This is a genomic window from Cronobacter turicensis (assembly GCF_041222865.1).
Taxonomy (GTDB): Bacteria; Pseudomonadota; Gammaproteobacteria; order Enterobacterales; family Enterobacteriaceae; genus Cronobacter; species Cronobacter turicensis.
This window is the reverse complement of the sequence record NZ_CP165997.1, coordinates 4184606-4210613: the sequence shown is the minus strand read 5'-3', so window position 1 is coordinate 4210613 and position 26008 is coordinate 4184606. Positions and strand designations below refer to the sequence as shown.

At 59.5% G+C, this 26008-nt stretch carries 25 protein-coding genes; 7 read left to right on the top strand and 18 right to left on the bottom strand.

Annotated elements, in window-relative coordinates; genetic code table 11:
- Nucleotides 1–119: 119 nt before the first annotated feature.
- From rhaD to rhaB, 3 genes are read right to left on the bottom strand one after another with little or no spacing between them, the layout of a single operon-like run.
- The gene (gene rhaD / locus AB8W27_RS20045; RefSeq protein ID WP_012814828.1) at nt 120–944 is read right to left on the bottom strand and encodes a rhamnulose-1-phosphate aldolase; all 825 of its coding nucleotides are present in this window, start codon (nt 942–944) and stop codon (nt 120–122) included.
- Between the two features lie 9 nt (nt 945–953).
- Complete coding sequence (locus AB8W27_RS20040) at nt 954–2210, bottom strand: L-rhamnose isomerase (protein WP_012814829.1); 1257 nt, start codon at nt 2208–2210, stop codon at nt 954–956.
- Nucleotides 2207–3679, bottom strand: a complete 1473-nt coding sequence (rhaB, locus tag AB8W27_RS20035) for a rhamnulokinase (protein ID WP_012814830.1) — start codon at nt 3677–3679, stop codon at nt 2207–2209. The genes AB8W27_RS20040 and rhaB overlap by 4 nt, the downstream gene beginning before the upstream one ends.
- 300 nt (nt 3680–3979) lie before the next feature.
- On the opposite strand from rhaB, the gene rhaS reads away from it, so the two are divergent.
- The gene (gene rhaS / locus AB8W27_RS20030; RefSeq protein WP_041924093.1) at nt 3980–4816 is read left to right on the top strand and encodes an HTH-type transcriptional activator RhaS; all 837 of its coding nucleotides are present in this window, start codon (nt 3980–3982) and stop codon (nt 4814–4816) included.
- Between the two features lie 71 nt (nt 4817–4887).
- Complete coding sequence (gene rhaR, locus AB8W27_RS20025) at nt 4888–5739, top strand: HTH-type transcriptional activator RhaR (RefSeq protein ID WP_041923060.1); 852 nt, start codon at nt 4888–4890, stop codon at nt 5737–5739.
- On the opposite strand, the gene rhaT is transcribed toward rhaR, so the two are convergent.
- A complete protein-coding gene (rhaT, locus tag AB8W27_RS20020) occupies nt 5736–6773 on the bottom strand; it encodes an L-rhamnose/proton symporter RhaT (protein WP_012814833.1) in 1038 nt (345 codons plus the stop codon). The genes rhaR and rhaT overlap by 4 nt on opposite strands.
- A gap of 372 nt (nt 6774–7145) precedes the next feature.
- On the opposite strand from rhaT, the gene sodA reads away from it, so the two are divergent.
- Nucleotides 7146–7766, top strand: a complete 621-nt coding sequence (gene sodA / locus AB8W27_RS20015; RefSeq protein ID WP_012814834.1) for a superoxide dismutase [Mn] — start codon at nt 7146–7148, stop codon at nt 7764–7766.
- Between the two features lie 70 nt (nt 7767–7836).
- Nucleotides 7837–8514: a 6-hydroxyaminopurine reductase gene (gene yiiM, locus AB8W27_RS20010; protein ID WP_012814835.1), complete on the top strand. Its 678-nt coding sequence runs from the start codon at nt 7837–7839 to the stop codon at nt 8512–8514.
- A gap of 196 nt (nt 8515–8710) precedes the next feature.
- On the opposite strand, the gene lldD is transcribed toward yiiM, so the two are convergent.
- Genes lldD through lldP form a run of 3 tightly spaced genes read right to left on the bottom strand, consistent with a single transcriptional unit; the run spans nt 8711 to nt 12353 of the window.
- A complete protein-coding gene (gene lldD / locus AB8W27_RS20005) occupies nt 8711–9916 on the bottom strand; it encodes an FMN-dependent L-lactate dehydrogenase LldD (RefSeq protein WP_012814836.1) in 1206 nt (401 codons plus the stop codon).
- On the bottom strand, nt 9913–10701 hold the full coding sequence (gene lldR, locus AB8W27_RS20000; RefSeq protein WP_012814837.1) for a transcriptional regulator LldR: 789 nt from the start codon (nt 10699–10701) through the stop codon (nt 9913–9915). The genes lldD and lldR overlap by 4 nt, the downstream gene beginning before the upstream one ends.
- The gene (lldP, locus tag AB8W27_RS19995; protein ID WP_012814838.1) at nt 10698–12353 is read right to left on the bottom strand and encodes an L-lactate permease; all 1656 of its coding nucleotides are present in this window, start codon (nt 12351–12353) and stop codon (nt 10698–10700) included. Before lldP ends, lldR begins: the two co-directional genes overlap by 4 nt.
- A 474-nt stretch (nt 12354–12827) precedes the next feature.
- Here lldP and AB8W27_RS19990 point away from each other — a divergent pair, with 474 nt between their 5' ends.
- A complete protein-coding gene (locus tag AB8W27_RS19990; RefSeq protein WP_012814839.1) occupies nt 12828–13127 on the top strand; it encodes an XRE family transcriptional regulator in 300 nt (99 codons plus the stop codon).
- A gap of 29 nt (nt 13128–13156) precedes the next feature.
- Here the strand turns inward: AB8W27_RS19990 and AB8W27_RS19985 are convergent, their stop codons facing one another.
- From AB8W27_RS19985 to AB8W27_RS19975, 3 genes are all read right to left on the bottom strand, one after another.
- Nucleotides 13157–13519 carry a YibL family ribosome-associated protein gene (locus tag AB8W27_RS19985; protein ID WP_012814840.1) on the bottom strand — a complete coding sequence of 121 codons (363 nt, stop codon included), beginning with the start codon at nt 13517–13519 and terminating at the stop codon, nt 13157–13159.
- Nucleotides 13520–13648: 129 nt separating this feature from the next.
- Nucleotides 13649–15166: a glycerol kinase GlpK gene (gene glpK / locus AB8W27_RS19980; RefSeq protein WP_369832985.1), complete on the bottom strand. Its 1518-nt coding sequence runs from the start codon at nt 15164–15166 to the stop codon at nt 13649–13651.
- A gap of 18 nt (nt 15167–15184) precedes the next feature.
- Entirely contained in the window at nt 15185–16033 is an 849-nt protein-coding gene (locus AB8W27_RS19975; RefSeq protein ID WP_012814842.1) for an MIP/aquaporin family protein, read from the bottom strand.
- 435 nt (nt 16034–16468) lie between these two features.
- On the opposite strand from AB8W27_RS19975, the gene zapB reads away from it, so the two are divergent.
- Nucleotides 16469–16708: a septal ring assembly protein ZapB gene (gene zapB, locus AB8W27_RS19970; RefSeq protein ID WP_007766190.1), complete on the top strand. Its 240-nt coding sequence runs from the start codon at nt 16469–16471 to the stop codon at nt 16706–16708.
- A 51-nt stretch (nt 16709–16759) separates the two neighbouring features.
- Here the strand turns inward: zapB and rraA are convergent, their stop codons facing one another.
- The 7 genes from rraA to priA form a co-directional block, all read right to left on the bottom strand.
- The gene (gene rraA / locus AB8W27_RS19965) at nt 16760–17245 is read right to left on the bottom strand and encodes a ribonuclease E activity regulator RraA (protein WP_012814843.1); all 486 of its coding nucleotides are present in this window, start codon (nt 17243–17245) and stop codon (nt 16760–16762) included.
- Nucleotides 17246–17337: 92 nt separating this feature from the next.
- Nucleotides 17338–18270: a 1,4-dihydroxy-2-naphthoate polyprenyltransferase gene (gene menA / locus AB8W27_RS19960; RefSeq protein ID WP_041923061.1), complete on the bottom strand. Its 933-nt coding sequence runs from the start codon at nt 18268–18270 to the stop codon at nt 17338–17340.
- Between the two features lie 178 nt (nt 18271–18448).
- Nucleotides 18449–19783, bottom strand: a complete 1335-nt coding sequence (gene hslU, locus AB8W27_RS19955) for an HslU--HslV peptidase ATPase subunit (protein WP_012814845.1) — start codon at nt 19781–19783, stop codon at nt 18449–18451.
- Between the two features lie 9 nt (nt 19784–19792).
- A complete protein-coding gene (gene hslV, locus AB8W27_RS19950; RefSeq protein ID WP_007704206.1) occupies nt 19793–20323 on the bottom strand; it encodes an ATP-dependent protease subunit HslV in 531 nt (176 codons plus the stop codon).
- 91 nt (nt 20324–20414) lie between these two features.
- Nucleotides 20415–21440, bottom strand: a complete 1026-nt coding sequence (gene ftsN / locus AB8W27_RS19945) for a cell division protein FtsN (RefSeq protein ID WP_041923062.1) — start codon at nt 21438–21440, stop codon at nt 20415–20417.
- 86 nt (nt 21441–21526) lie between these two features.
- Nucleotides 21527–22561, bottom strand: coding sequence for a DNA-binding transcriptional regulator CytR (gene cytR / locus AB8W27_RS19940; RefSeq protein WP_012814847.1), 1035 nt, complete (start codon nt 22559–22561; stop codon nt 21527–21529).
- Between the two features lie 158 nt (nt 22562–22719).
- On the bottom strand, nt 22720–24921 hold the full coding sequence (gene priA / locus AB8W27_RS19935) for a primosomal protein N' (RefSeq protein ID WP_012814848.1): 2202 nt from the start codon (nt 24919–24921) through the stop codon (nt 22720–22722).
- 203 nt (nt 24922–25124) lie between these two features.
- Between priA and rpmE the strand changes: the two genes are divergently transcribed.
- Complete coding sequence (gene rpmE / locus AB8W27_RS19930) at nt 25125–25337, top strand: 50S ribosomal protein L31 (protein WP_004385728.1); 213 nt, start codon at nt 25125–25127, stop codon at nt 25335–25337.
- A gap of 92 nt (nt 25338–25429) precedes the next feature.
- Here rpmE and metJ read toward each other — a convergent pair whose 3' ends face one another.
- Nucleotides 25430–25747, bottom strand: coding sequence for a met regulon transcriptional regulator MetJ (metJ, locus tag AB8W27_RS19925; RefSeq protein WP_004385727.1), 318 nt, complete (start codon nt 25745–25747; stop codon nt 25430–25432).
- Nucleotides 25748–26008 lie beyond the last annotated feature (261 nt).

Genomic DNA, 26008 nt, shown 5'->3' with positions numbered 1-26008 from the left:
ACCCGCCCTACGGTTGTATTCACGCTGGCGGGTGCGCGTTGCTTACCCGCCTTACATTGAGGATGGGTAGGGTGGGTAAGCGCAGCGCACCCACCGTCTGTCTCCACGCGCGCGCCCGTTTAAAGCGCGATCGCGCCCGCGTGCGGCGTTACGCCAAAACGCTCGCCGAGCGCGATCAACTCCTCGCGCGTTATGGTCTGCTTCATGCCGCCCATCGACAGCACCTTGACCAGGATCTCGGCCGATTTCTCGGCGGTATCGATAAGCCCGAACGCCTCATCAAGCGTCGGCCCGGTGCCGAAAATGCCGTGATGCGGCCACAGCACCAGCGTGTGGGTTTTCATCTGCTCCGATGTGGCGCTGCCGATGCCGTCGGTACCCGGCACCATCCATGGCACGATGCCGATGCCGTCCGGGAATACCACCAGACACTCGGTGCTGCCTTCCCACAACAGGCGCGTAAAGCGCGCTTCATCGAGCTCCAGCACGAAACTCAGCGCAATCAGGTTGGTGGCGTGGCAGTGCATGATCACCCGGTCCTTGTCGGCGGAGACGGCTTTGCGCACCGCGTGCGACTGAAAATGCGACGCCAGCTCAGACGTCGGCAGGCCGCCATTGGCGAGCCCCCAGTGAATGTGGTACGCCATACCGTCATCGGTGATTTGCAGCAGCACCAGCGTGTCTGCCGGGTCGAGCTGCACGTTGCGGAAAAACTTCCCGGAACCGGTCACGAGAAACCAGCATCCCGCGAGCTCTGTACGCGGCTGGCTCAGCTCCACGCTGCGCGGCGCTGGGTAGAATTCGTCGCGGTAAGGCTCCACGTCGGCCGCGTCAAGGCGCAGGCTCACGTTGCCGCCGTTACGTTCGTCCCAGCCTTTCAGCCACATATCGCTGGTGGCTTTAACCATTCCCTGAACAAACCAGGAAGAAAGAATGCGTTGCATGAGTGCTCCTTAGCGCGTGCTTAAAACGTGTTGTTCATAATGACGGACGGCGGAGAGCCACGCCGCGTTGGCCGGGGTGTCGTGGCGCTCGCAGTACATTTCCCAGACGGCCTGCCACGGCAGCGATTTCTGCTCTTCGAGCAGCGCCAGACGGGCGGTGTAATCGCCGTCAAGCTCCAGCTGACGCAGTTGCGCGGTCGGTTCCAGCAGCGCGCGCAGCAGCGCTTTTTTCATGTTGCGGGTGCCAATCACCCACGCCGCGATGCGGTTGATGGAGGCATCGAAGAAATCGAGGCCGATATGCACGCGGTCAAACAGATCGTGGCGAATGATCTCCCCGGCGATGGCCTGCGTTTCATCATCCAGCAGTACGACATGATCGCTGTCCCAGCGCACCGGACGGCTCACATGCAGCAGCAGACGCGGCACGTAAAGTATCGCGGCGGAGATTTTGTCGGAGATAACTTCGGTCGGGTGGAAATGCCCGGCGTCGAGGCACAGCGCGGTCTGGCGACTGGCGGCATAGCCCAGGTAAAACTCGTTAGAGCCGACGGTGTAACTCTCAGCGCCAATGCCGAACAACTTGCTTTCTACCGCGTCGATATGGTGCGCCGGGTTGAGTTTCTCGCGGATAACGTCATCCAGCGCGGCGAGCAGGCGGCGTCGCGGCGCCAGACGGTCCACCGGCGTATCTTTCATGCCGTCCGGGATCCAGATGTTCATCACCGACGGCGTGCCGAGCTGTTCGCCGAACGACGCCGACACGCGGCGGCTTGCCTGACAGTGTTCAATCCAGAACTGGCGAATTTCCGGGTTAGGGTGCGAGAGCGTAAAGCCGTCGGCGCTCAGCGGGTGCGAGAAGCAGGACGGGTTAAAATCGAGCCCCAGCTGGCGCTCGCGCGCCCACGTTACCCAGTTTGCGAAGTGCGCCGGTTTGATTTCATTGCGGGCGACCGGCGTGTCGGATTCCAGATAGATGGCGTGCAGGTTGAGGCGTTTGGGGCCGGGGATCAGGCGCAGCGCCTGGTCGAGATCGGCGCGCAACTCTTCGGCGTTGCGCGCCTTGCCCGGATAGTTGCCGGTCGCCTGAATGCCGCCGGTAAGTTGCCCCTGCGGGTTTTCAAACCCGGCCACATCGTCGCCCTGCCAGCAGTGCATGGAAACCGGCAGGCGATCAAGCTGGCGCAGCGCGGCTTCGGCATCGACGCCAACGGCGGCGAAGCGTTGCTTCGCCAGTTCCCATGCCTGGTGAATGTGAGTGGTCATGCGTAAAGCTCCTTCCTGGTTTGACGACCCGGCGATAACCGCGCCGCCTGGCGCGCTATCTCGCTGTCAGTCTGAGGGTGAAAAGGGGTCAGCGTCTGGCTGGCGGTCACGACGCTGCGAAACGCGTCGACATCGGCAATCTCATCCAGCGCCATTAACTGGCAGCCGATGTTGCCGAGCGTGGAGGCTTCCACCGGGCCCGCCAGTACCGGGATGCCGCAGGCATCGGCGCAGAGCTGGTTCAACAGCGGGTTCTGGCTGCCGCCGCCGACGATATGCAGCACCGTAAACGGACGCCCGCGCAGGGCGGTCAGCTCTTCCAGCACGCGGGCGTAAAGCAGCGCCAGGCTGTCAAAGATGCAGCGCGCCAGTTCTGCCGCGCTTTGCGGCGCAGGCTGGCCGCGCTCAAGGCAGGCGGCCTGAATTTCGCGGCTCATGTTTTCGGGGTTGATAAAACGGTCATCGTTGGGGTTCACGACAAAGCGGCAGGGCGCAAGCGCGCGCGCCTCGTCGATAAGCGTGGGCAGGTCGTTAATCTGTTGCTCCTGGCAGACGCGCTGCAACAGCCACAGGCCCATGATGTTCTTCAGCACCCGGTATCGCCCTTCGGCGCCGCCTTCGTTAGTGATATTGGCCGCGAGCGCGCGGTCGTCGGTGTACGGCGTTTTGCTCTCAAAACCCATCAGCGACCAGGTGCCGGAGGAGAGCCAGGCCGCGTCCGGCGTCGCCAGCGGCGCGGCGATCACGGCGCTGGCGGTGTCGTGGGTCGCCACGGATACCACCGGCACCTCCACGCCCTGCGCGCTGCGCCAGCGGCCGATGACGTTGCCCGGATGCGTCGGCGCGCCGAGCCAGTGGCGCGGCACGCCCGCCCAGTCGAGCAGCGTCTCGTCCCAGTTATCGGTGTTGATGTTGATAAGCTGCGTGGTGGTCGCGTTGGTGTAATCCCAGTTCAGCGCGCCGGTCAGCCGGTAGCAGAGGTAATCGGGGATGAGCAGCGCGTGCGCCACGCGCCCGACCAGCTCCGGCTGCTGTTCCACCAGCGCGCGAAACTGATAGAGGGTATTGAACGGCAGGAACTGGATGCCGGTGCGGCGGTAAATCGCCTCGCGGCCCACCTGTTGCTCTGCGCGGGCCATGATGCCGTCGGTGCGGCTGTCGCGGTACGACACCGGCAGGCCGACGCGCTCGCCGCGTGCGTCCAGCAACACATAATCGACGCCCCAGGTGTCGATGCCGATGCTGTCGATAGCGACGCCGCGCGCGCAGGCTTTTTCAAGGCCCGCGCGCACTTCACGCTCCAGCGCGTCCACATCCCAGGTGTCGAAGCCGTCCACGCGGCGCAGGCCGTTGGCGAAACGGTGGATTTCTTCAAGCGTCAGGCGCTGTCCGTGGCTGTCGTAGCGGGCCAGCATTACGCGGCCGCTGGAGGCGCCCAGATCGACCGCGACGCTATGGCGAATAGTCATGGTTAGGGTCCTGTTGGAATCTCTGACGCCAGTCTAGGGAGCGGCACGGCGGCGCACCTTCACTCCACGGACAGCGTGTTCACCGCGCTGGCAAGGAAGCAAAGATGAACGTGAGGAAGTTCACAAAATGGCGTCTGGCCGCCCGGCAGGCAGGGGTGTGAGCCGCGCCGCATTTCCAGAAATTTCACGGTGTTTCTTAAAAAACCGACGGGCTTTGCGCGTTTTGGCGTCGAAAATTTAAGGTCTGAGTGAGAACCGTTATCTACTATCAGACAGGTTTTACAGAATGCGGGGGCGATGATGACGGTACTACAGGGCATTGATTTTTTCCCATCCGGCGCGGCGTCGGTCACTATTGAACCGCGTCTGCCGCAGGCAGCCTTTCCTGAGCATCATCATGATTTCTGGGAGATTGTTATCGTCGAGCACGGCACCGGCACGCATGTGTTTAATGGCCAGCCGTATACGCTCAGCGGCGGCTCCGTCTGTTTTGTGCGCGACCACGATCGCCATCTCTATGAGCACACCGAGAACCTCTGTCTGACCAATGTGCTGTATCGCTCTCCGCAGGCGTTCAGTTTCCTGTCGGGGCTTGAAAAGCTCCTGCCGCAGGAGCAGGACGGCCACTATCCGTCGCACTGGCGCGTCAGCCAGCAGACGCTGCATCAGGCCAGCCCGCTGGTGGAGAGGCTGGAAGCGCTGCGCGAATGCAGCGACGTACACGCCGTCGCCAGCATGGAGATGCTCTTTATGCAGCTGTTGATTTTGCTGCGAAGCGGCAGTCAGATGCAGGGTGGCGGCCATGCCGATGAGCGGCTGAACCAGCTTATCGCCTGGCTTGAGGATCACTACGCGGAAGAGGTCTGCTGGGAGCAGCTCGCCGACAAACACATGCTGTCGTTGCGCACGTTACACCGGCAGCTTAAGCAGCGCACCGGCCTGACGCCGCAGCGTTACCTTAACCGCCTGCGCCTCATGAAAGCGCGCTATCTGCTGCGCCATAGCGAAGAGAGCGTTACGGATATCGCCTACCAGTGCGGCTTTGGCGACAGCAACCATTTCTCCACGCTGTTCCGGCGTGAATTTTCGTGGTCGCCGCGCGACATTCGCCAGGGGCGCGACGAACAGATGCAGTAACGCGAAGGGAATCACCGTTTTCTGCGGCAAAAAAGGGGATACTTTGCAGCTATTTGCCCCGGAGATACGCTGTGGCCTCTCAGTTAATGCTCAGGAAAGCGGATTTCTTCGCGACACCTGCCCAGCCGGTCGTCGTGGCGGATCGCTACCCTCAGAATGTCTTTGCCGAGCATACCCACGAGTTCTGCGAACTGGTGCTGGTGTGGCGCGGCAACGGGCTGCATGTGCTGAATGACCGCCCGTATCGCATCACCTGCGGCGATCTCTTTTATATCCGCGCCGAAGACCGCCACAGTTATCAGTCGGTCAACGATCTGGTGCTGCACAACATCATCTATTGTCCTGAACGACTGCAACTGAACGTTAACTGGCGCGATCTGCTGGAAAACCCGCGCGGTGTGAACGGCGACCCGCGCTGGCGGCTCAGCAGCCAGGGTATGGTGCAGGCGCGTCAGGTCATCGACCAGCTGGAGCATGAGAGCCCGAAGCACGACGCGCTCTCGCACTGTTTAGCCGAAAGCCTCTTTTTACAACTGGCGATTACGCTGCGCCGTCATCGTTATCAGCCATCGGGCGGCACGGGGCCGGGCGAGGGCGAAACGCTGGATCTGCTGATGGCGGCGCTGGGCAACAGCCTTGAAGTGCCGTTTGATTTGCAGCACTTTTGCAGCCATTACCAGATTGCCGAACGCCCGCTGCGCCAGCTGTTCCGCCAGCAGACGGGCATGAGCATCAGCCAGTATCTGCGCCAGCTGCGCATCTGCCAGGCGCAGTACCTGCTGCGTCACTCCTCGTTGCTGATTAGCGATATCGCCGCGCGCTGCGGCTTTGAGGACAGTAACTATTTCTCGGTGGTGTTTACCCGTGAAACGGGCGTGACGCCACGGGTGTGGCGTCAGCAGTGGGGCGCAATGACAGGTTAGTTCGCCGCCATGCCCAGCCCGACGATATTCGCCGCCACGATAATCACCACGCAGCCCAGGCTCAGCACGCTGACCGGGCGACGCCCGGCGGCTTTCCACTCGCGCAGCACCAGCCCGACGATCCCGCCGCACAGCACGTAAAAGCTCATGTGCAGCATCCAGCTGATGTAGTCATACTGCGCCGGGATGCGCGCATGTCCCCAGGCGTAGAAGAAAAACTGCAAATACCACATCAGCCCGCCCAGCGCCGAGAGCAGCACGTTGCTGATAAGCAGCGGTTTCGCCAGCGAGAAATCGGCTTTCAGCGACAGCGTTTTCACCTTCGCGAGGCGAATAAAACAGAAGCCGAGGTTGATGAGCGCGCCGCCGCCCATGATAACGACATAGCTCGGCAGGCCGACATACAGCGGGTCGACGCCCAGCGCCGCGGCGGCTTCATGCATCGGTTTTGCGGCGTCCATCGCAAACGACATGCCCGCCGAGAACACGCCGCACATCACCGCCAGCACCAGCCCTTTCTTGAGGTTAAACTCTTCGGCCCTGATACCCATCTGGCGCTCTTTCAACTGGCCCGCGCGGGTGACGATGGCGACGCCAATCAGGGCGACGAACACGCCAAGCAGCGTCATCCGCCCGCCGGGTGTGCCGATGAGCAGCCCGAATTTACCGTTCAGCATCGGCGTCATTAGCGTGCCGACAATCAGCGTAATGCCAATCGCGATGCCGATGCCCATCGACATGCCGAGATAGCGCATGGTCAGGCCGTAGTTAATGTTGCCGATGCCCCACATCGCGCCGAATAAAAACACCGGCAGCAGCGTGGCGGCGCTGAACGAGCGGTAATAGGCCCAGAAATCGGGCAGCAGCAGAGCGCTGACTACCCACGGTAAAATCAGCCACGACACCACGCCGCCTACTGACCACATGGTTTCCCAGGACCAGTGCCGCACCTTCTTAAACGGCGCATAAAAGCAGGCGGCGCTCGCGGCGCCAATCAAATGCCACAGTATTCCCATGGTTATTGCGTTACTCATGCTGTCGTCCTCGTTTCCGTCATAAGGCCAGACGGGAGCGAAAGCCGCCCCCTAACCGAAACGAGTCTATTGAGGCGCTCAATCTTTCACCTTCGGGGCGCTGCCGCGAAGCGCAGGCGGATGGCAAAAAACAGGGGGTAAGCCGAACGGGGATCACACTTTGTGGTGAATTCAGACGATGCCTAAGACATGGAAATCTGTGTAAAAATCAGCGCCAGGTGTCCATTTTCAGCCATTATTGCGTTAAGTTATAACCATATAAAAACTGCGGCATTGATAAACATTTTCAATATCATTTAATTAACTATAATGAACCCACTGCTTACGCGGCGTTAACACCTCTGCCGCCCGATAATAATGGAGATGATGAATATGAGTTATACACTGCCATCCCTGCCGTACGCCTATGACGCGCTTGAACCGCATTTCGACAAGCAGACGATGGAAATCCATCACACCAAACACCACCAGACTTACGTCAACAACGCCAACGCGGCGCTGGAAAGCCTGCCGGAGCTGGCGAACCTGCCGGTTGAAGAGCTGATCGCGAAACTGGATCAGGTTCCGGCTGACAAGAAAACCGTTCTGCGTAACAACGCGGGCGGCCACGCGAACCACAGCCTGTTCTGGAAAGGCCTGAAAAAAGGCACCACCCTGCAGGGCGATCTGAAAGCGGCTATCGAGCGCGATTTCGGCTCCGTTGAGAAATTCAAAGAAGAGTTCGAGAAAGCGGCAGCGACCCGTTTCGGCTCTGGCTGGGCGTGGCTGGTGCTGAAAGGCGACAAACTGGCTGTCGTGTCCACCGCAAACCAGGATTCCCCGCTGATGGGCGAAGCTATTTCCGGCGCTTCCGGCTACCCGATCCTGGGCCTGGACGTGTGGGAGCATGCGTACTACCTGAAATTCCAGAACCGCCGTCCGGACTACATCAAAGAGTTCTGGAACGTGGTTAACTGGGACGAAGCCGCAGCGCGTTTCGCTTCTCAGAAATAAGGTTGCAACCTGACCTGTAAAAAGCGAGCCTGATGGCTCGCTTTTTTTATATCCGCAAAAGGAGGCGCGTATGTATTTCCCGGTGCAGGTTTATCTCGGCAAAATCCGCGACTATGAAGGCAGCAGGCCCAGCGCCATCGGCAAAGTGCAGGTGGAAGGCGAACTGTCGCTCACCAGCCGCGGGCTGGTTGGCGATCAGCAGGCGGAGAAGAAAATTCACGGCGGGGCGGACCGCGCGCTGTGCCATTATCCGCGCGAGCATTACGCCGTCTGGGCGCGTGAATACCCGGAACAGGCGGAGTGGTTCGCGCCGCCCGCGTTTGGCGAGAATCTCTCAACGCTGGGGCTTACCGAAGAAAACGCGTTTATCGGCGATATCTTTCGCTGGGGCGAGGCGCTTATCCAAATCACCCAGCCGCGTTCGCCGTGTTTTAAGGTCAATTTTCACTCTAGGATTAGCGAGCTTTCCGGCCGGATGCAGGATACCGCGCGCTGCGGCTGGCTGTACCGGGTGATAGGCGAGGGCAAGGTGTTCAGCGACGCGCCGCTGGAGCTGGTGTCGCGAGTGAGCGGCATTTCCGTGCGCGAGGCCGCCGCCATCGCGTGGCATACGCCGTTCGATGACGAGCAGTATCACCGGCTGCTGAGCGCAGGCGGCCTTTCCGCCAGTTGGGCGAAAACGCTGCAAAACCGGCGTCTTAACGGGAAGATCGAGGGTTTTTCGCGCAGGTTGTGGGGCCGGGGGTAGTGCGCGCGGTTACCCGAATGTAATTGGTGGGTGCGCTGCGCTTACCCACCCTACAGGAAATGGGGCGGTGCTTGCTGGTGGGTGCGCTTCGCTTACCCACCCTACGGGAAAACTTGTCTCTATGCGTTGTAGGGCGGGTAAGCGAAGCCGCACCCGCCATCGTCAATTAACCCGCCATCGTCACAACACCCACGATTTACGCTGCGTTATCCTGCTTAGGTTTCGCGCTGGCGGCGGGCAGGTCCGCTAAAACCGACGTAAATTCCGGGGACGGCACCAGCGATTCGCGGGTGATCTCCTTAATCGACTTCGCGCCGGTCAGCGTCATCGCCACCCGCATCTCCTTCTCAATCAAATTCAGCAGATTCGCCACGCCCTGCTCGCCGTGGGTCGCGAGCGCGTAAAGATACGCGCGGCCCAGCAACACGCTATCGGCGCCGAGCGCTATCATGCGCACCACATCCAGCCCGTTACGGATGCCGCTGTCAGCCAGGATTGTGATATCGCCTTTCACGGCATCGGCGATGGCGGGCAGCGCGCGGGCCGACGAGAGCACGCCGTCAAGCTGGCGGCCGCCATGGTTGGATACCACAATCCCGTCGGCGCCGAAGCGCACCGCGTCGCGGGCGTCTTCCGGGTCGAGGATCCCCTTGATAACCATCGGGCCATCCCAGAATTCGCGGATCCATTCCAGGTCCTTCCAGGAGATGGATGGGTCGAAGTTGTTCGCCAGCCAGCCGATGTAATCCTCAAGCCCGGTCGGCTTGCCGAGATAGGCGGAAATATTGCCGAGATCGTGCGGGCGGCCATGCAGACCCACGTCCCACGCCCACTGCGGGTGCGTCACCGCCTGCCAGTAGCGGCGCATGGCGGCGTTGGCGCCGCTCATGCCCGAGTGGGCATCGCGGTAGCGCGCGCCAGGCGTTGGCATATCAACGGTAAACACGAGCGTCGAACAGCCCGCCGCTTTGGCGCGCTCCAGCGCATTACGCATAAAACCGCGGTCGCGCAGTACATACAGCTGGAACCACATCGGGCGATTGATAGCGGGCGCGACCTCTTCAATCGGGCAGACAGACACCGTCGAGAGCGTAAAGGGAATGCCTTTCGCCGCCGCCGCACGCGCCGCCTGAACTTCGCCGCGTCGCGCGTACATGCCGCACAGCCCGACCGGGCCGAGCGCGACCGGCATCGAGAGCGTTTCGTTAAACAGCGTCGTCTCAAGACTTAAGTCCGACATATTTTTCAGCACGCGCTGGCGCAGCGCCACCTGTGAGAGATCGTCCACGTTGCGCTTAAGGGTATATTCCGCGTATGCGCCGCCGTCGATGTAGTGAAACAGAAACGGCGGCAGGATACGCTGCGCCGCTGCGCGATAGTCGCTGGCTGCGGAAATAATCATTCATCATTCTCCCTGGACGGTTTCATTAGGTCGTCGGGCAGGCGGGTGACACGCGCCTGGCGGGCGACATCTTCATCAAGCTGTTTAATCGTGGAGTGGACAAAGCCGAGGTGGCGCAGCGTCGCGTTGCGCGCCCGTTCGGCATCGCCGGTTTCTATCGCCTCCAGCATCTCGCGGTGCTGGCCGGTGAGCTGCGCGAAAATCGGCTGCTGCTGATACATCCGCTGACGGCTCTCCATCACGGACGACTGCAGCAGATCGAAAAAGCCGCGCATGGTCTGGAGCAGCACCACGTTGTGCGACGCCTCGGCAATCGCCAGGTGAAAGCGCACGTCGGCCTGCGAGGCGAGATCCGGGTCGTCGCGTTCGGTAAACTGCAACATCGCGTCGAAGCAGTAGCGCAGCTTTTCTTTATCCTGCGCGGTGGCGCGCAGCGCCGCATACCACGCGGTGCTGGCCTCAATGGCGTGGCGGGCTTCTAAAATGTCGTAGCGATAACCCGGATCGTCCGCCATCAGGTTGCGGATGGGCTGGACGATGCGCTGTTCCGACCACGGCTCCAGTTGATAGCGCACAAAGGTGCCGCCGCCGCGACGGCTTATCAGCAGTCCGTCGCGAATCAAAATCTGCAACGCTTCGCGCAGTGAATTGCGCGAGACGCCAAGCTCCTGCGCCAGCTGTCGCTCCGAAGGCAGGCGCATTCCGGCTTCCAGCCCGCGCTCGGCGATGAGCGCACGAATGCGCTCCACCAGATGGTCGGCCAGTCGCCGGGTCATTAATGTCATGGGATCATCCAGGTAAAGTAGTAAGCCTGAAGCAGCGTGATGAGCCCCACCATGCAGGTGAACGCCAGGCTGTGTTTCACGGTAAAGCGGAAGAGATCCGACTCTTTGCCCACCAGCCCCACCGCCGCGCAGGCGATAGCGATAGACTGCGGCGAAATCATCTTGCCGGTCACGCCGCCGGTGGTGTTCGCCGCCACCATCAGAATATCCGAGACGCCGGTCTGCTGCGCCGCCGTGGCCTGGAGCGCCGCGAACAGCGCGTTCGACGAGGTATCCGAACCGGTCAGGAACACGCCAAGCCAGCCGAGGAACGGCGAGAAGAACGGAAACGCGCTGCCGGTGTGCGCCAGCGCGAGCGCCAGCGTCGAGGAGAGCCCGGAGTAGTTAGAGATAAACGCGAACGCCAGCACCATGCCGATAGAGTAAATCGGCAGCGCCAGCTCTTTCATCGTCTGACCGAAGGTTTCCACGGCGGCTTTCGGCTTCATGCGCAGCCAGATAATCGAAATGACAGCCGCCACGAAAATCGCGGTGCCGGTGGCGGAGAGCCAGTCGAATTTGTAGACCGCCGCGTAGGAGGTGGCCTTTGCGACAACCGGCGGCATACGGGCCACGAGGCCATCCAGGAACGGCACGGAGAAGTTAAACACCAGATCTGACAGCGGGCCGCCTTTGGCGAACAGCGCTTTAAACGGCGGAATGCTCCAGAGCGTGACCGTGGCGGTCAGGAACAGGAACGGCGACCAGGCGCGCACCACCTGGCCTGCGGTATAGTTCTTGCGCGCCAGCGTCTGATCGACCACCGAGGCGCCCATATCGCCGAAGCGGAAAATACGCACCGGCTGCCAGCGTTTGAGAAACAGCGTCAGGCAGATCAGCGATACCAGTGAAGAGATAATGTCCGGCAGCTCCGGCCCGATAAAGTTCGAGCTCAAATACTGGGCGATGGCAAACGAGCCACCGGCGACCAGCACCGCGGGCCAGGTCTCTTTGATGCCGCGCCAGCCGTCCATAATCGCCATGATCCAGAACAGCACGATAATCGTCAGGAACGGCAATTGACGGCCCACCATCTGACCAATCTGGAAGCTGTCGAGCCCGGTCACCTGGCCTGCCACCAGAATCGGGATGCCCATCGCGCCAAACGCCACCGGCGCGGTGTTGACAATCAGGCACAGCCCAGCGGCGTACAGCGGGTTAAAGCCAAGTCCTACCAGCAATGCGGCGGTGATCGCCACCGGCGCGCCAAAACCCGCGGCCCCTTCCAGAAACGCCCCGAACGAGAAACCGACGATCAGCATTTGCAGGCGCTGGTCCGGCGTGATGGAGAGAATAGACGAGCGGATGATGTCGAACTGCCCGGTTTTCACCGAAATTTTATAGACGAACACCGCGGCGATGATAATCCACGCTATCGGCCACAGGCCGTAGAAGAAGCCGTAAATCACGGACGCGAATGCGCGTTCCGCCGGCATCTTGTAGAAAAAGAGCGCCACCAGCAACGCGATGACGACGGTAATGGTCGCCGCCAGATAGCCTTTCAGCTTGAGCTTAATCAGCGCGAAAAAGAAAAACAGGATCGGCAAAGCGGCAATCAGGCTTGAGAGCCAGATATTCCCTGCCGGGTCGTAATTCTGCTGCCAGAGGTGCATAGCGAATCTCCTGCGGGCCTTCATTCGTGCCGGAAGTCTGTGCTTCTGTTAGCGCGGATTTGTAAAAGTGGCCCAACCAATGTGTTGTTGTAGGGTGAATGACAACAAAAGGTTAACCATTTGTTAGGCGTCGGCAACACACTGGTTACGCTTTTTTGGGGTTTTGTGAGTGGGCGGTAAGTTTGCGAGGGAATTGGTAGGGCCAATTCAGGCGGTGTCTGGCGAGTCAGCGCCACTCCCTCTTCGAAACGAGAAATCGTGGAAGGCGTCTCGCAATAACCGCACATAAAACGTTTCGCTTTCGTTTACAGCAGTAAAATCATTTCCGATTTCATGGGCAGGAAGCCCGGAAGGTATGACAGAGAGTGATGCTGGAGAGTAATTCTGTGCAGGGAAGCGCGTCATGTTTGAATTAATTTTTCATCCAGGCGCCGTGGGAGAACTGTACGTGCTTGATCCCGCTATGCAGGCGAAGTGTTGAGAGGGCTGGAAAAGCTTGAACGAGAAAGTTTCCGGCTGCGTTATCCGGACACCCGCGTGTTAAGTGGGGGCTTGTACGAACTGCGGGTTGGCGCTAAAGATATCGCACGCACGTTTTTTGCTTTCGCGATGCGTACTCAGGCGGGACTGACAAAAGACGACGTTGCCGAAAGAATGGGCAACTCACCGCCAGAAATCACCCGCCTGGAAGATCACGCGCTATGCGCCAGCGCCGACACGCTTCAACGGTATGCGCAGGCGTGCGGCGTTAAATTAAAGCTTTCTTTCAGTTAACACGGCCGCCAGACGGCGGCCCGCCACGCTTAAAACTCGCTTTTCGCAAAGCCGGTCATCTCTTTGAGGCCCATTTCACGGCCAAGCTCGGTCATCGGGTGAACGACCACCAGCCCACGCACGCTTTTTTTCAGCTTGCCCATATCGGCCTGCTCTTTTTTAGTGATGGGGCGTTTAAACGGCATGGCCATCAGCTTCTGCGCTTCTTTGCTGAGCTTGTCGGTGCGCACATCTTTCAGGCGCGCGATTTCCGCTTCCAGCGTGGCGATTTCCTGCTCCAGCTCCGCGTATTTGTCGGCGGCTTCCGTCAGGGAAACGGCGGCCTGCTGGTGACGTACGGCATCAAGGCGGTCGCTCAGGCGTTTAATTTCAGCTTTTTCGATCTCTTTCATTCACACAAACCATCAGAAAAGGGGGTATTGCTGCAAAGGATACACTAATTGCGGGGGACGAATGAAAAAAGCGGGAAAAGTCTCCCGCCCGAAGGCGGGAGAAAAGGGGGAGACCAATGAGGTTAACGCTTACTCTTTGTCGTGCTCTTCCCAGGCCATGGCGCGTTTCACCGCTTTGCGCCAGCCTTCGTAGCGGTAGTTACGCTCGGTGGTTTCAATACCCGGGCGGAATTCACGCTCAATCACTGCTTTTTCCTGGAGTTCATCCAGGTTCTGCCAGTAGCCGACCGCAAGACCAGCCAGATAGGCTGCGCCCAGCGCGGTGACTTCACGCACTTCCGGGCGCTCCACGCGGGTGCCCAGAATGTCGGACTGGAACTGCATCAGGAAGTTGTTCGCCACGGCGCCGCCGTCCACGCGCAGCGCGTGCAGACGAATGCCGGAATCCGCCTGCATCGCTTCCAGCACGTCGCGGGTCTGGTAGGCGATGGATTCCAGCGTCGCGCGAATAATGTGGTTAGAGTTCACGCCGCGGGTAAGGCCGAAAATCGCGCCACGAGCGTACGGGTCCCAGTAGGGCGCGCCGAGGCCGGTAAACGCCGGTACTACATAAACGCCGTTGGTATCTTTCACTTTGGTCGCGAAATATTCGGAGTCAAACGCGTCGCTGATGAGCTTCATCTCGTCGCGCAGCCACTGAATCGACGCGCCCGCCATAAACACCGCGCCTTCCAGCGCATAGTTCACTTCACCGCGCGGGCCGCAGGCGATGGTGGTCAGCAGGCCGTGGGTCGAGGCCACCGCTTTTTCGCCGGTGTTCATCAGCATAAAGCAGCCGGTGCCGTAGGTGTTTTTCGCCATCCCTTCTTTCACGCAGAGCTGGCCAAACAGCGCCGCCTGCTGGTCCCCCGCGATACCGGCGATAGGAATACGGGTGCCGCCTTTACCGCCGATGTTGGTCTGGCCGTACACTTCAGATGACTTACGGACCTGCGGCAGCATGGCGCGCGGAATATCCAGCGCTTCCAGCATTCTGTCATCCCAGTCAAGCTCGTGGATGTTGAACAGCATGGTGCGCGAGGCGTTGGTGTAGTCGGTGACATGCACGCGGCCCTGGGTCATTTTCCAGATAAGCCAGGTATCGACGGTGCCGAACAGCAGTTCGCCGCGCTTAGCGCGCTCGCGGGCGCCCTCGACGTGGTCGAGGATCCACTTCACCTTGGTGCCGGAGAAATACGGGTCAATCACGAGGCCGGTCGACTGACGCACATAATCTTCCATGCCGTCGCGCTTCAGCTTCTCGCAAATCTCCGAGGTGCGGCGGCACTGCCAGACAATCGCGTTATGGATCGGTTTGCCGGTTTCACGCTCCCAGACCACCGCGGTTTCGCGCTGGTTAGTGATGCCGATTGCGGCAATCTGATCCGAACTGATATCCGCTTTCGCGAGGGCTTCCACCAGCGTGGAACTCTGGGAGGCCCAGATTTCCATCGGGTCATGCTCTACCCAGCCTGGACGCGGGTAGATTTGTTCAAATTCACGCTGGGAGACGCTGACGATGTTGGCGTCATGATCCAGCACGACGGCGCGGGAGCTGGTAGTGCCCTGGTCGAGCGCAACGATATATTTTTTTTCTGGAGTCATCATTTTTATCCCGTAAATCGGTTACAGCGAAGCTTTCTGTTGTGCGCTGGCGGCAGAAGGTTTATCCGCTTCTGGCTCACAGGTATCGCACGGTAAATGGCGGCCAATCAGTTTGCGGTAGCCAAACGCGCCAAGCGCCGCGCCGACGACCGGGCCCAGGGCCGGCACCAGGAAGTAAGGAATATCACGCCCGCCGGTAAAGGCCACGTTACCCCAGCCTGCAAGCCACGCGAACGCCTTCGGTCCTAAATCGCGCGCCGGGTTCATGGCGAAGCCGGTCAGCGGGCCCATTGACGCGCCGATAACCGCAATCAGCAGGCCAATCAGCAGCGGCGCCAGCGGGCCGCGCGGGATGCCGTTGCCGTCGTCGGTCAGCGCCAGGATAACGCCCATCAGAATGGCGGTAATGATCATTTCAACCGCAAACGCCTGAATCAGGTTGATGTGCGGGTTTGGATAGGTAGAGAAAATCCCGGCCAGATCGAGACTTTCGACGCTGCCGCGAACCATGTGGTGAGTCTGTTCGTAATCGAGGAAAAGATTGTAGTAAAGCCCGTAAACTAACGCCGCTGCGCAAAAGGCGCCGGCAAACTGAGAAATAATAAAAGGAACGACTTTGCGCCCGTCGAAACAGGCAAACAGCCACAACGCGATGGTTACCGCCGGGTTAAGATGCGCGCCGGAAACGCCTGCGGTCAGGTAGATGGCCATCGCCACGCCCAGACCCCAGATGATGCTGATTTCCCACTGTCCGAAACTGGCTCCTGCCACTTTCAGCGCCGCCACGCAGCCCACACCGAAGAAAATCAACAACCCGGTACCGAGGAATTCGGCGATGCACTCGCCTTTTAAGGTTGATGTTTGACTCATAATCGGGTCCTGAAGGCTAATTGATGATTATTGTAAGCATGGTGTCGAAGACGACCACGATGTCATGTAGACATGGTGTTAACTTATCGTTAACGAACAAAAACGAGAAATATCGAAATCAAAATGTGTGTGTCACGTCAAGAAAATGAGCGTTTTCGCGCTCGGAAGCGTGTTTTTCGGACAGAGGGAAGTGAGAGCTGAATCATTTCATTAACGCATATGTTAACAATTTACCGCAGTGTGAAGCGAATACACTCGGTTTAGACTGAAAAAGCGCGCAAACCGCAATCCGTGCGGGTTGTCGCTGGACAGGGGCACAAGGGCTTCATACAATCGGGACGAGTGTTGTGCGCACAGATTAATTTAAGGCGTCGCCGGGCACCGGGACGAGGATAGTTATCCATCAACGCCTTGCAATTCAGGAGAGGTAGGACGATGTCATTTGAAGTGTTTGAGAAACTGGAAGCCAAAGTACAGCAGGCTGTTGATACCATCACCCTGCTGCAGATGGAAATCGAAGAGCTGAAAGACAAGAATAATCAACTTGCTCAGGAAGTTCAGAACGCCCATGGCAGCCGCGAAGCGCTGGAGCACGAAAACCACCAGCTGCGCGAACAGCAGCATGTCTGGCAGGAACGCCTGCAGGCGCTGCTGGGGAAAATGGAAGAAGTGTGATTAACGCACATTGAACCAAAAAAGAACGGGCGCTCAGGGCGCCCGTTTTTGTTACTCGATATCCAGCGGATCTTCAGAAAGGATAATACCGGTATTGTCGGCGTAGAGATGGTCGCCGGAGAAGAAGGTCACGCCGCCGAAATTGACGCGCACGTCGCTTTCGCCAATGGCTTCACCTGCCGCGCCCACCGGGATCGCCGCCAGCGCCTGGATGCCGACATCCAGCTCCGCCAGATCGTCCACCTGACGCACCGCGCCGTAGACGACAATACCTTCCCACTCATTCTGCACCGCAAGGCGCGCCAGTTCCGCATCAATCAGGGCGCGGCGTACCGAACCGCCGCCATCGACCAGTAAAACGCGTCCGCGGCCATTTTCTTCGAGCAGCTCATACAGCAACCCGTTGTCCTCGAAACATTTCACCGTGATGATTTGCCCGCCAAAAGAAGAGCGACCGCCGAAGTTGGAGAACAGAGGCTCCACAACGTTGACCTCTTCCTGGTAGATGTCACAAAGCTCAGAAGTATCGTATTTCATAGGTTTAACGTTCAGTTGCTGCAAGAGTTGTCAGTATATCGCTTAACGCGCGCTGTTGGCAAAATCATCAATTGTTAATTGATGCGGGTCAGTTAACGCAGAGGCTGGCTGACGATAAGCCCGATGATAAACAGCAGATTAACCAGCAGCGCCGCTTTGACGGTACGTTCGAGCATCGGGCGCATCGCCGCAGGCTCGGTTTCGCGCAGCACGAAACGCGCCTGGCGCGCCAGCAACGGCGTGGCGAGCAGAAACAGCCAGCCCCAGAGACTATGCAGCCACAGCAGATTAAACGCCGCGAGACAGCCCAGCGCGCCGACTAACAGCCCCACGTGGTAACGGCGTGCGGCGACGGGGCCGAGGCGCACCGCCAGCGTGTTCTTGCCGTTGCGTCGGTCGCTGTCGATATCACGCAGATTATTGATATTGAGCACCGCTGCCGCCAGCAATCCGCAGGCGGTCGCGGGCAGCCAGACCGGCGCAATCAGCATATGCGCCTGGAGATACCAGCTGCCGAGCACGCTCAGCCAGCCGAAGAAGACCAGCACAGAGATATCGCCAAGGCCCATATAACCGTACGGGCGCGTGCCGACGGTGTAGGTAATGGCGGCGAGGATCGAGAGCGCGCCGAGCGCCAGGAACCCGAGCACATCCGCCATGCTGCGACAGGCGACATAGACCAGCGCCAGCCCGGAGACACAAATCAGCGCCACGGTGAGCTGGATGGCGCGCTTCATTTGCGGCGCGGTGATCGCCCCTTTTTGCATGCCGCGCAGCGGGCCGAGGCGGTCCGGTTGGTCACTGCCTTTGACGGCGTCGCCATAATCGTTGGCAAGATTAGACAGAATTTGCAGCAGCCCGGCGGTCAGCAGCGCCAGCAGCGTAATCACGGGATCGAAATAGCCCTGCCATCCGGCGAGCGCGCTGCCGACGAGAATGGCGGAAAAAGCCAGCGGCAGCGTGCGCGGACGCAGGCTTTCAAGCCAGGCCTGGGTACGGCTTACCGTGTGTGTCGATGTATTCATAAAGGGATCTGAGCCAATAAAAAATGAGGGCCTGCCTGCCTGATGAAGCTGCGGATGGCTGGCGTCGCCTTATCATCCCGGCGCATGAACGCCGGGAGCAGACTTACCGCCTTACCGCACTTCACCTCGGACAGGGCAAAAGCCCTCATCAAAAGTGATGAAAATGCGTTGAGCGCGATTATAAGATAAAACGGCTCAGATCTTCATCTGCGACCAGCGCATCCAGGTGCTTGCTCACATAATCCGCGTCGATAGTGATGGTCTGGCCGCCCAGATCGCTCGCGTCATAGGAGATATCTTCCATCAGACGCTCCAGCACCGTGTGCAGACGGCGCGCGCCGATGTTTTCGGTGGTTTCGTTCACCTGCCATGCCGCCTGGGCGATACGTTTGATGCCGTCGTCGGTGAATTCGATGTGCACGCCTTCGGTTTCCATCAGCGCTTTGTACTGGACGGTGACAGAGGCGTTTGGCTCGGTCAGGATGCGCTCGAAATCGTCGGCGGTCAGCGCCTGCAGCTCAACGCGGATCGGCAGACGACCCTGAAGCTCCGGGATAAGATCGGACGGGCTCGCCACCTGGAACGCGCCGGAGGCGATAAACAGGATGTGGTCGGTTTTCACCATGCCGTGTTTGGTGGAGACGGTGCAGCCTTCCACCAGCGGCAGCAGGTCGCGTTGTACGCCTTCACGAGAGACATCCGGGCCGGAAACGTTGCCGCCGCGCTTACAGATTTTATCAATCTCGTCGATAAACACGATGCCGTGCTGCTCAACGGCTTCGATAGCCTGTTCTTTCAGCTCTTCCGGGTTCACCAGCTTGGCGGCTTCTTCTTCCACCAGCAGTTTCATCGCATCTTTAATTTTCAGCTTGCGCGGTTTTTGCTTCTGGCCGCCCAGGTTCTGGAACATCGACTGCAACTGGCTGGTCATCTCTTCCATGCCCGGAGGCGCCATGATTTCAACACCCATTGGCGCGGCAGCGAGATTGATTTCAATCTCTTTGTCGTCGAGTTCGCCTTCGCGCAGTTTTTTGCGGAACGCCTGACGCGCCGCGGACGGCTCCTGCTGCTGTTCCGGCTGGCCCCAGTTGTTTTTGGCCGGCGGGATCAGCGCGTCGAGAATGCGCTCTTCTGCCATCTCTTCGGCGCGGTAGCGGTTCTTCTCGATCGACTGCATGCGCACCATTTTAATGGCGGAATCGGTCAGATCGCGGATGATGGAATCCACTTCTTTACCGACATAGCCCACTTCGGTGAATTTTGTCGCTTCTACTTTGATAAACGGCGCGTTGGCGAGCTTCGCCAGACGACGGGCGATTTCGGTTTTACCGACGCCGGTCGGGCCGATCATCAGGATGTTTTTCGGGGTCACTTCATGACGCAGTTCTTCGTTAAGCTGCATACGGCGCCAGCGGTTACGCAGGGCGATAGCGACAGAACGCTTCGCCGCGTCCTGACCGATAATGTGTTTGTCGAGTTCGCTGACAATCTCGCGTGGGGTCATTTCAGACATGTAGGGTCCTTACGCTTTGGAGTTCAATTCTTCGATGGTGAGGAAGTGGTTAGTGTAGATGCAGATATCGCCCGCAATCCCCAGCGACTTCTCGACGATGTCACGAGCGCCAAGCTCGGTGTTTTCCAGCAGCGCGCGTGCCGCAGCCTGCGCGTAAGGCCCGCCGGAACCAATGGCAATCAGATCGTTTTCCGGCTGCACGACGTCGCCGTTGCCGGTAATAATCAGCGAGGCGTTTTCGTCGGCTACCGCCAGCAGGGCTTCAAGGCGACGCAGCATACGGTCGGTACGCCAGTCTTTCGCCAGTTCCACGGCGGCTTTCACCAGATGGCCCTGGTGCATTTCCAGTTTGCGTTCAAAGAGTTCAAAGAGGGTAAAGGCGTCGGCGGTGCCGCCTGCGAAGCCCGCGATAACTTTATCGTTATACAGACGGCGGACTTTTTTCACGTTGCCTTTCATTACGGTGTTGCCCAGGGTGGCCTGGCCGTCGCCACCGATCACTACATGGCCGTTGCGGCGCACACTTACTATTGTTGTCACGAGCAAACCCCTTATTGCATAAGCTGAAGACAGCGCCCTGCAGGTTATGCAGGGCAGAATGCAATTATAGATGGGGGATGTTTTGGGGGTTTCAACCCCCGGAGGCGAGACGAATGCAGTTTGAGTGACCCGCCATCTTCAGGCGGTTGAGGGTGCCGTCGGCGTTATCTTTGCCTTTAATCGGGCCAATCACCACGCGGTTCCAGCCATTGTTGGACGTAATGCGTGAGTCAAACCCTTCAAACGCCAGCTGGGCGCGCACGGTTTCCGCCTGCTCGGTGCCTTTAAACGAGCCGCACTGCACCATCCAGCGGCGATCGTCTTTCTTCTCGGCCGGTTTCGCGGCTTCCGTCTCACGCGTCACCGGCGCGGTTTGCGCAGGCTTGCTCTGAGCGGTTTCACGCTGCGTAGTGGTATGCGGCGGCGTCTGGAGCAGATCCTGATACGGCGCGCTGTTCGCCTGCTGCTGGCGCGGCTGTTGCGCCGGTTGCGTGGCGGCGCGCGCGGGCTGCTGCGTCTGCACGGTGCGGGTCTGCGGCTGCTGATACCGCGTTTCTGTGCGCGGGGTTTCCGCACGCGGCGCGGTGCGCACTGGCTGCTGCGCCGTATTATTCCACTGCTGCATCTGCTGTTGTTGCTGAAGCTGTTTCTGGCGTTGCAGCGTCTGCTGACGCTGCGCCGGGGTCTGTTCGTTCCACGGCACTTCGTTAAGCTGCGTCGGCTGCTGGCGCATATCCGCCTGCATCTGATCGAGCAACTGACGCTGTTCGTTGGTCAGCTGATCCTGATTCATGATTTCACCGCCGGCGGAAGGCTCGGTCGGTTTCAGCACGCCAGGCTGGCGGCTCTCCAGCTCTTTAATATAGCGCCAGCGCTCTTCTGGCTTCGGCGGCAGGCCGTTGCCGGTGACTTTATGGCCCGGCAGGGTTTCTGACTCTTCTTTCTTGTGATGCGTAATAAAGTACAGACCGCCAATAAAGGCGACCAGCGCCGCCGCTGCGATAGCGACCATCGCCGGTGAAACAGCAGGCAGGTTACGTTGCTTTTTGCGGGGACTGGTTTTCTTGCGCCGCGCGGGTGTCGGCTGTCCGCGGCGTACATAATCTCGTTGTGCCACTATCGTTTCGCTGTATCCATTCGTTATCAGCCCGCCATGTTACTTAAGGGACGGGCCTTTGACCAGATAAGGAGTCTTAAAGGCGGTTAATTTCGCGGCTTCGGCGCGCGCGTGGTGCCGCGCAGCACCAGTTCGCAGTCCAGCAGACGCGAGCCGCTGCTGACGGTATGTCCGTTGAGCTGGCTGAGCAGTAACAGCATGGCTTCGCGGCCGATATCAAAACGCGGCTGCGCCACCGTGGTGAGCGGCGGATCGCAAAACTCCGCTAACGCGATGTTATCAAAGCCGATGATGGAGAGATCGTCCGGCACGCGGAAGCCGCGGCGTTTCGCCATCGACAGCGCGCCGAGCGCCATGACGTCGCTGTGGCAGAAAATCGCCGTCGGCGGGTGCGGCAGGCTTAACAGCTGTTCCAGCGCCTGCGCGCCCGCTTCAAAGGTGAAATCGCCGCGGGCGATATAGTGCGGGTCCACTGTCATGCCGCTGCGGCGCAGCGCCTGAACGTAGCCCTGAAGGCGGTAGTGGCACAGCGGCATCTCTTCCGGCCCGGCGATACAGGCGATGCGTTGATGCCCCAGCTCATGCAGATAGTTCACGGCGTTGAACGCGGCGGTGAGGTTGTCGATATGCACCGTCGGCAGCTCCAGCTCCGGCGCGAATTCGTTCGCCATCACCATCGGCGGCAGATTGCGCTGCTCCTCTTTACTGGCGTCGAACGGCAGACGCGAGCCCAGCAGCAGCATGCCGTCTATCTGTTTGGTGATGATGAGATCAATGAAGGTTTTTTCCTGCTGGTTCTGGTGCGCGCAGTCGCCAATCAGCACCAGATACCCCTGGTCCGCCGCGGTGACTTCAATACCACGAATGATTTCGCTGAAAAACGGATCGCAGATGTCCGGGACAATCACCAGAATGGTGCGCGATTCATTGCGCTTCAGGTTGCGGTTGAGCGATCCGGGCAGATAACCCACCTCAATGGCGGCCTGCTCCACGCGGTTGCGGGTGGCCTGTGACACTTTCTCCGGATTCATTAACGCACGGGATACCGTCGCGGTAGAGACCCTGGCGCGAACGGCGACATCTTTCATGGTTGCGGCGGCAACCTGCTTTTTGGACTTCACTTCATCTCCTCGTAGCGGTCCGCAGGCGCAGACTCGTCCTGTAATCTGACACGCCTCACATTCTTAGCAGATATTGGGCGCGCCAGTTACAAAAATTACATCGAAGATGTGACGGATATTAAATTTTACGATCCGTTTCGCAGAAGCGGGGCGGGCAGTCAGCCTTCGGTCGGGTCGACGTCGAGTGTCCATTTCACTTTACGGGCGGCGGGAAGCGTGCCTACCAGCGGCAGGCTGCCCGCGACAATGCGTTGCAACTGTAAGCGCGACGGGTGTTGTAGCAGCAACTGCCAGCGATAACGACCGCCACGCTTGGGTTGCAGCGCAGGCACCGGGCCGAGCAGCCAGAGTTTTTGATCGGCAAGCGGGCTTGCCTGGAGCAGATTACGCAGCTGCTGGAGAAACGCTGGCGCGTCCTGGTTATGGTGATCTTCGGCGCGAATCAAAATATGGCTGCTGTAGGGCGGAAGCGAGACGCTGCCGCGCTCCGCCAGCGCCTGATCGGCAAACGCGTCATAACCCTGATGCAGCAGCGTCTGTAACAGCGGATGTTCCGGGTGGTGCGTCTGGAGCACCACTTCGCCCTGTTTACCAGCGCGTCCGGCGCGGCCCGCCACCTGCGTATAGAGCTGGGCGAAACGCTCTGCCGAGCGGAAATCGGCGCAGAACAGCGCGCCATCGACATCCAGCAGCGCCACCAGCGTGACATCGGGGAAGTGATGGCCTTTGGCCAGCATCTGGGTGCCGATAAGAATGCGCGCGCCGCCGCGATGAACTTCCGCCAGTTGCTGTTCTAGCGCGCCCTTGCGGCTGGTGGTGTCGCGGTCGATACGCGACAGCGGCACGCCGGGGAATAGCGGCGCCAGGCTCTGTTCCAGCTGTTCGGTGCCAAGCCCCACCGGCACCAGATGCGTGGAGCCGCACTGCGGGCACTGGCGCGGCACGGGGCGCTGGCTGTCGCAATGGTGGCAGCGCAGCTGATGCTGTGACTGGTGCAGCGTGTAGAAGTGATCGCAGCGCGGGCATTCGGCTATCCATCCGCAGTCGTGGCACAGCAGCGCGGGCGCGAAGCCGCGGCGGTTAAGAAACAGAATCACCTGGTTATCCGCCTGCAAATGCTGGCGCATACGGGCGACCAGCGCAGGCGCGAGGCCCGCCTGTAACGGCTGGCCTTTCAGATCCAGCACGTGCTGCTGCGCCGGGCGCGCGTTGCCCGCGCGGTGCGTCAGCTTCAGCACGCGGTATTTACGCTGGCGCACGTTGTGCAGCGTCTCCAGCGCAGGCGTCGCAGAGCCTAAAATAATTGGGATCTGCTCGCTGTGCGCCCGGTAGACCGCCAGATCGCGCGCATGGTAGCGCCAGCCCTCATGCTGTTTATAGGAGCTGTCGTGCTCCTCATCGATAACGATCACCCCGAGGTTTTTAAAGGGTGTAAACAGCGCCGAGCGCGTGCCGATGACGATCGCCGCCTCGCCGCTTTTGGCTTTCAGCCAGGCCGCCAGCCGCTCGCTGTCGTTCAGCGCCGAGTGCAGCACTTCGACGGGCGCGTTGAAACGCTCGCGAAAGCGGGCGATGGTCTGGGGCGTCAGGCCGATCTCCGGCACCAGCACCAGCGCCTGTTTGCCCTGCGCGAGCGTGTTTTCGAGCACGCTTAAATAGACTTCGGTTTTCCCGGAGCCGGTCACGCCCGCCAGTAGCCAGGCGCAGAAGTTATCGGCTTCGCCGCGAATGGCACCGACCGCCGTCGCCTGCTCGGTGTTAAGCCGCAGCCTGTCGCCTGACACCGAAAACTGCCCGCGCCAGTCGGCGACTGGCGGCAGTTCGCTGCCCAGTTCGCAAAGCCCTTTAGCGCGCAGCGCCTGAAGCGCGGCGTCGTTAAACGCCATTTGCGCCACTTCATGCCGCCAGAGTCTGCCCTGACGCAGCGCCGCCAGCGCCTGCTGCTGCTTTGGCGAACGCTTTAGGGTGTTGAGATCGACCGCCTGGCCCTCTTCAGTGGCGAACCAGTACCAGAGCGGCGCGTGGCTGGCGGGTTTGCCCTGGCGCAACAGCACCGGCAGCGCGTGGAACAGCACTTCGCCAATCGGGTGATGATAGTAGTCGGCCGCCCACAGCAGCATGCGCCAGAGCACCGGCGGGTAGAGCGATTCGCTATCCAGCACCTCCACCACGCTTTTTAGCTCAGCAAGCGGCAGCTCGCTCTCATCGCCTACCGCCACGACCACGCCGACGCGCTGCTGGCGACCGAACGGCACGCGCACGCGACAACCCGCCGTCGCCGTCGCCGTCATCGCATCGGGCAGCAGATAGTCAAAGGTGCGGGCAAGCGGAACGGGCAGAGCGACGCGGGCGACAGGCATGAAGGCATCCGGGCTGAGAAAAGGAGCGTCATAGTGTACACTGTGTGTTCATCAATTTGCGGATCAGTTTGCATGGGGCGGTTATTTTCTGTATGATTCGCCGCCTTTGATGCCCTTTAAAAGTATCAAACCGACTTTATCAACATCGCGTGGTGTCTGGCGTAAGGGCTGGAAGAGCGACGCGGCCTTAACTGAGGTTTCCCATGAAAAAAGATATTCACCCGAAATATGTTGAAATCACCGCTACCTGTTCTTGCGGTAACGTGATCAAAACTCGCTCCACCGTTGGCCACGACCTGAACCTGGACGTGTGCGGCAACTGCCACCCGTTCTTCACTGGTAAACAGCGTGTTGTTGATACCGGTGGTCGTGTTGAGCGTTTCAACAAACGCTTCAGCATCCCGGGCAGCAAATAAGTTTCCCGAAAAAAGGCGCCAGACGGCGCCTTTTTTGTTGCTCTCGAGCATTAAACAAAGGCGCCGGTGGGCGCCTTTGTCGTTGATGCGAATCAGTATTCCCAGGTATCCGGGTCGATACCCATTTCACGCATGATTACCTTTGCCTCTTCCGGGATCTCATCGCTGCGCTCTTTGCGCAGGTCATCGTCATCCGGCAAGGGCTGGCCGGTAAAGGCGTGAAGGAAAGCCTCGCACAGCAGCTCGCTGTTGGTGGCATGGCGCAGGTTGTTCACCTGACGACGGGTGCGTTCATCGGTGAGGATTTTTAACACCTTCAGAGGAATGGAAACCGTAATTTTTTTGACCTGTTCACTCTTCTTGCCGTGCTCAGCGTAGGGGCTGATATATTCGCCGTTCCATTCAGCCATGAGATACCTTTAATCCTCTCAGTCATTAGAAAAAGATTAAAACCGGATAGGTCTCACGGTCTTAACCCGATAGTCTGTTGTGCAGCAGCGTAGAATAATACCGCGACTTCCGTATCGATGCTGCATCACTACCCTATAAAACACATGATTTTAACGGCTAATCCTGTTTTGCTCAATCTATACGCAAAGAAGTTTAGATGTCCAGATGTATTGACGTCTATATTGGCAATGTTTACTCTGTCACCTGACTTTTCTCCGATA

What these genes read in the sequence shown, in the direction of transcription:
- hslU (WP_012814845.1), bottom strand. Translation starts at nt 19,783, where the DNA reads ATGTCTGAAATGACCCCACGCGAGATTGTCAGCGAACTCGACAAACAC.
- rpmE (WP_004385728.1), top strand. Translation starts at nt 25,125, where the DNA reads ATGAAAAAAGATATTCACCCGAAATATGTTGAAATCACCGCTACCTGT.
- rhaT (WP_012814833.1), bottom strand. Translation starts at nt 6,773, where the DNA reads ATGAGTAACGCAATAACCATGGGAATACTGTGGCATTTGATTGGCGCC.
- rraA (WP_012814843.1), bottom strand. Translation starts at nt 17,245, where the DNA reads ATGAAATACGATACTTCTGAGCTTTGTGACATCTACCAGGAAGAGGTC.
- yiiM (WP_012814835.1), top strand. Translation starts at nt 7,837, where the DNA reads ATGTATTTCCCGGTGCAGGTTTATCTCGGCAAAATCCGCGACTATGAA.
- rhaS (WP_041924093.1), top strand. Translation starts at nt 3,980, where the DNA reads ATGACGGTACTACAGGGCATTGATTTTTTCCCATCCGGCGCGGCGTCG.
- rhaB (WP_012814830.1), bottom strand. Translation starts at nt 3,679, where the DNA reads ATGACTATTCGCCATAGCGTCGCGGTCGATCTGGGCGCCTCCAGCGGC.
- AB8W27_RS20040 (WP_012814829.1), bottom strand. Translation starts at nt 2,210, where the DNA reads ATGACCACTCACATTCACCAGGCATGGGAACTGGCGAAGCAACGCTTC.
- metJ (WP_004385727.1), bottom strand. Translation starts at nt 25,747, where the DNA reads ATGGCTGAATGGAACGGCGAATATATCAGCCCCTACGCTGAGCACGGC.
- priA (WP_012814848.1), bottom strand. Translation starts at nt 24,921, where the DNA reads ATGCCTGTCGCCCGCGTCGCTCTGCCCGTTCCGCTTGCCCGCACCTTT.
- lldP (WP_012814838.1), bottom strand. Translation starts at nt 12,353, where the DNA reads ATGCACCTCTGGCAGCAGAATTACGACCCGGCAGGGAATATCTGGCTC.
- rhaD (WP_012814828.1), bottom strand. Translation starts at nt 944, where the DNA reads ATGCAACGCATTCTTTCTTCCTGGTTTGTTCAGGGAATGGTTAAAGCC.
- menA (WP_041923061.1), bottom strand. Translation starts at nt 18,270, where the DNA reads ATGAATACATCGACACACACGGTAAGCCGTACCCAGGCCTGGCTTGAA.
- AB8W27_RS19985 (WP_012814840.1), bottom strand. Translation starts at nt 13,519, where the DNA reads ATGAAAGAGATCGAAAAAGCTGAAATTAAACGCCTGAGCGACCGCCTT.
- zapB (WP_007766190.1), top strand. Translation starts at nt 16,469, where the DNA reads ATGTCATTTGAAGTGTTTGAGAAACTGGAAGCCAAAGTACAGCAGGCT.
- AB8W27_RS19975 (WP_012814842.1), bottom strand. Translation starts at nt 16,033, where the DNA reads ATGAGTCAAACATCAACCTTAAAAGGCGAGTGCATCGCCGAATTCCTC.
- sodA (WP_012814834.1), top strand. Translation starts at nt 7,146, where the DNA reads ATGAGTTATACACTGCCATCCCTGCCGTACGCCTATGACGCGCTTGAA.
- lldD (WP_012814836.1), bottom strand. Translation starts at nt 9,916, where the DNA reads ATGATTATTTCCGCAGCCAGCGACTATCGCGCAGCGGCGCAGCGTATC.
- lldR (WP_012814837.1), bottom strand. Translation starts at nt 10,701, where the DNA reads ATGACATTAATGACCCGGCGACTGGCCGACCATCTGGTGGAGCGCATT.
- glpK (WP_369832985.1), bottom strand. Translation starts at nt 15,166, where the DNA reads ATGATGACTCCAGAAAAAAAATATATCGTTGCGCTCGACCAGGGCACT.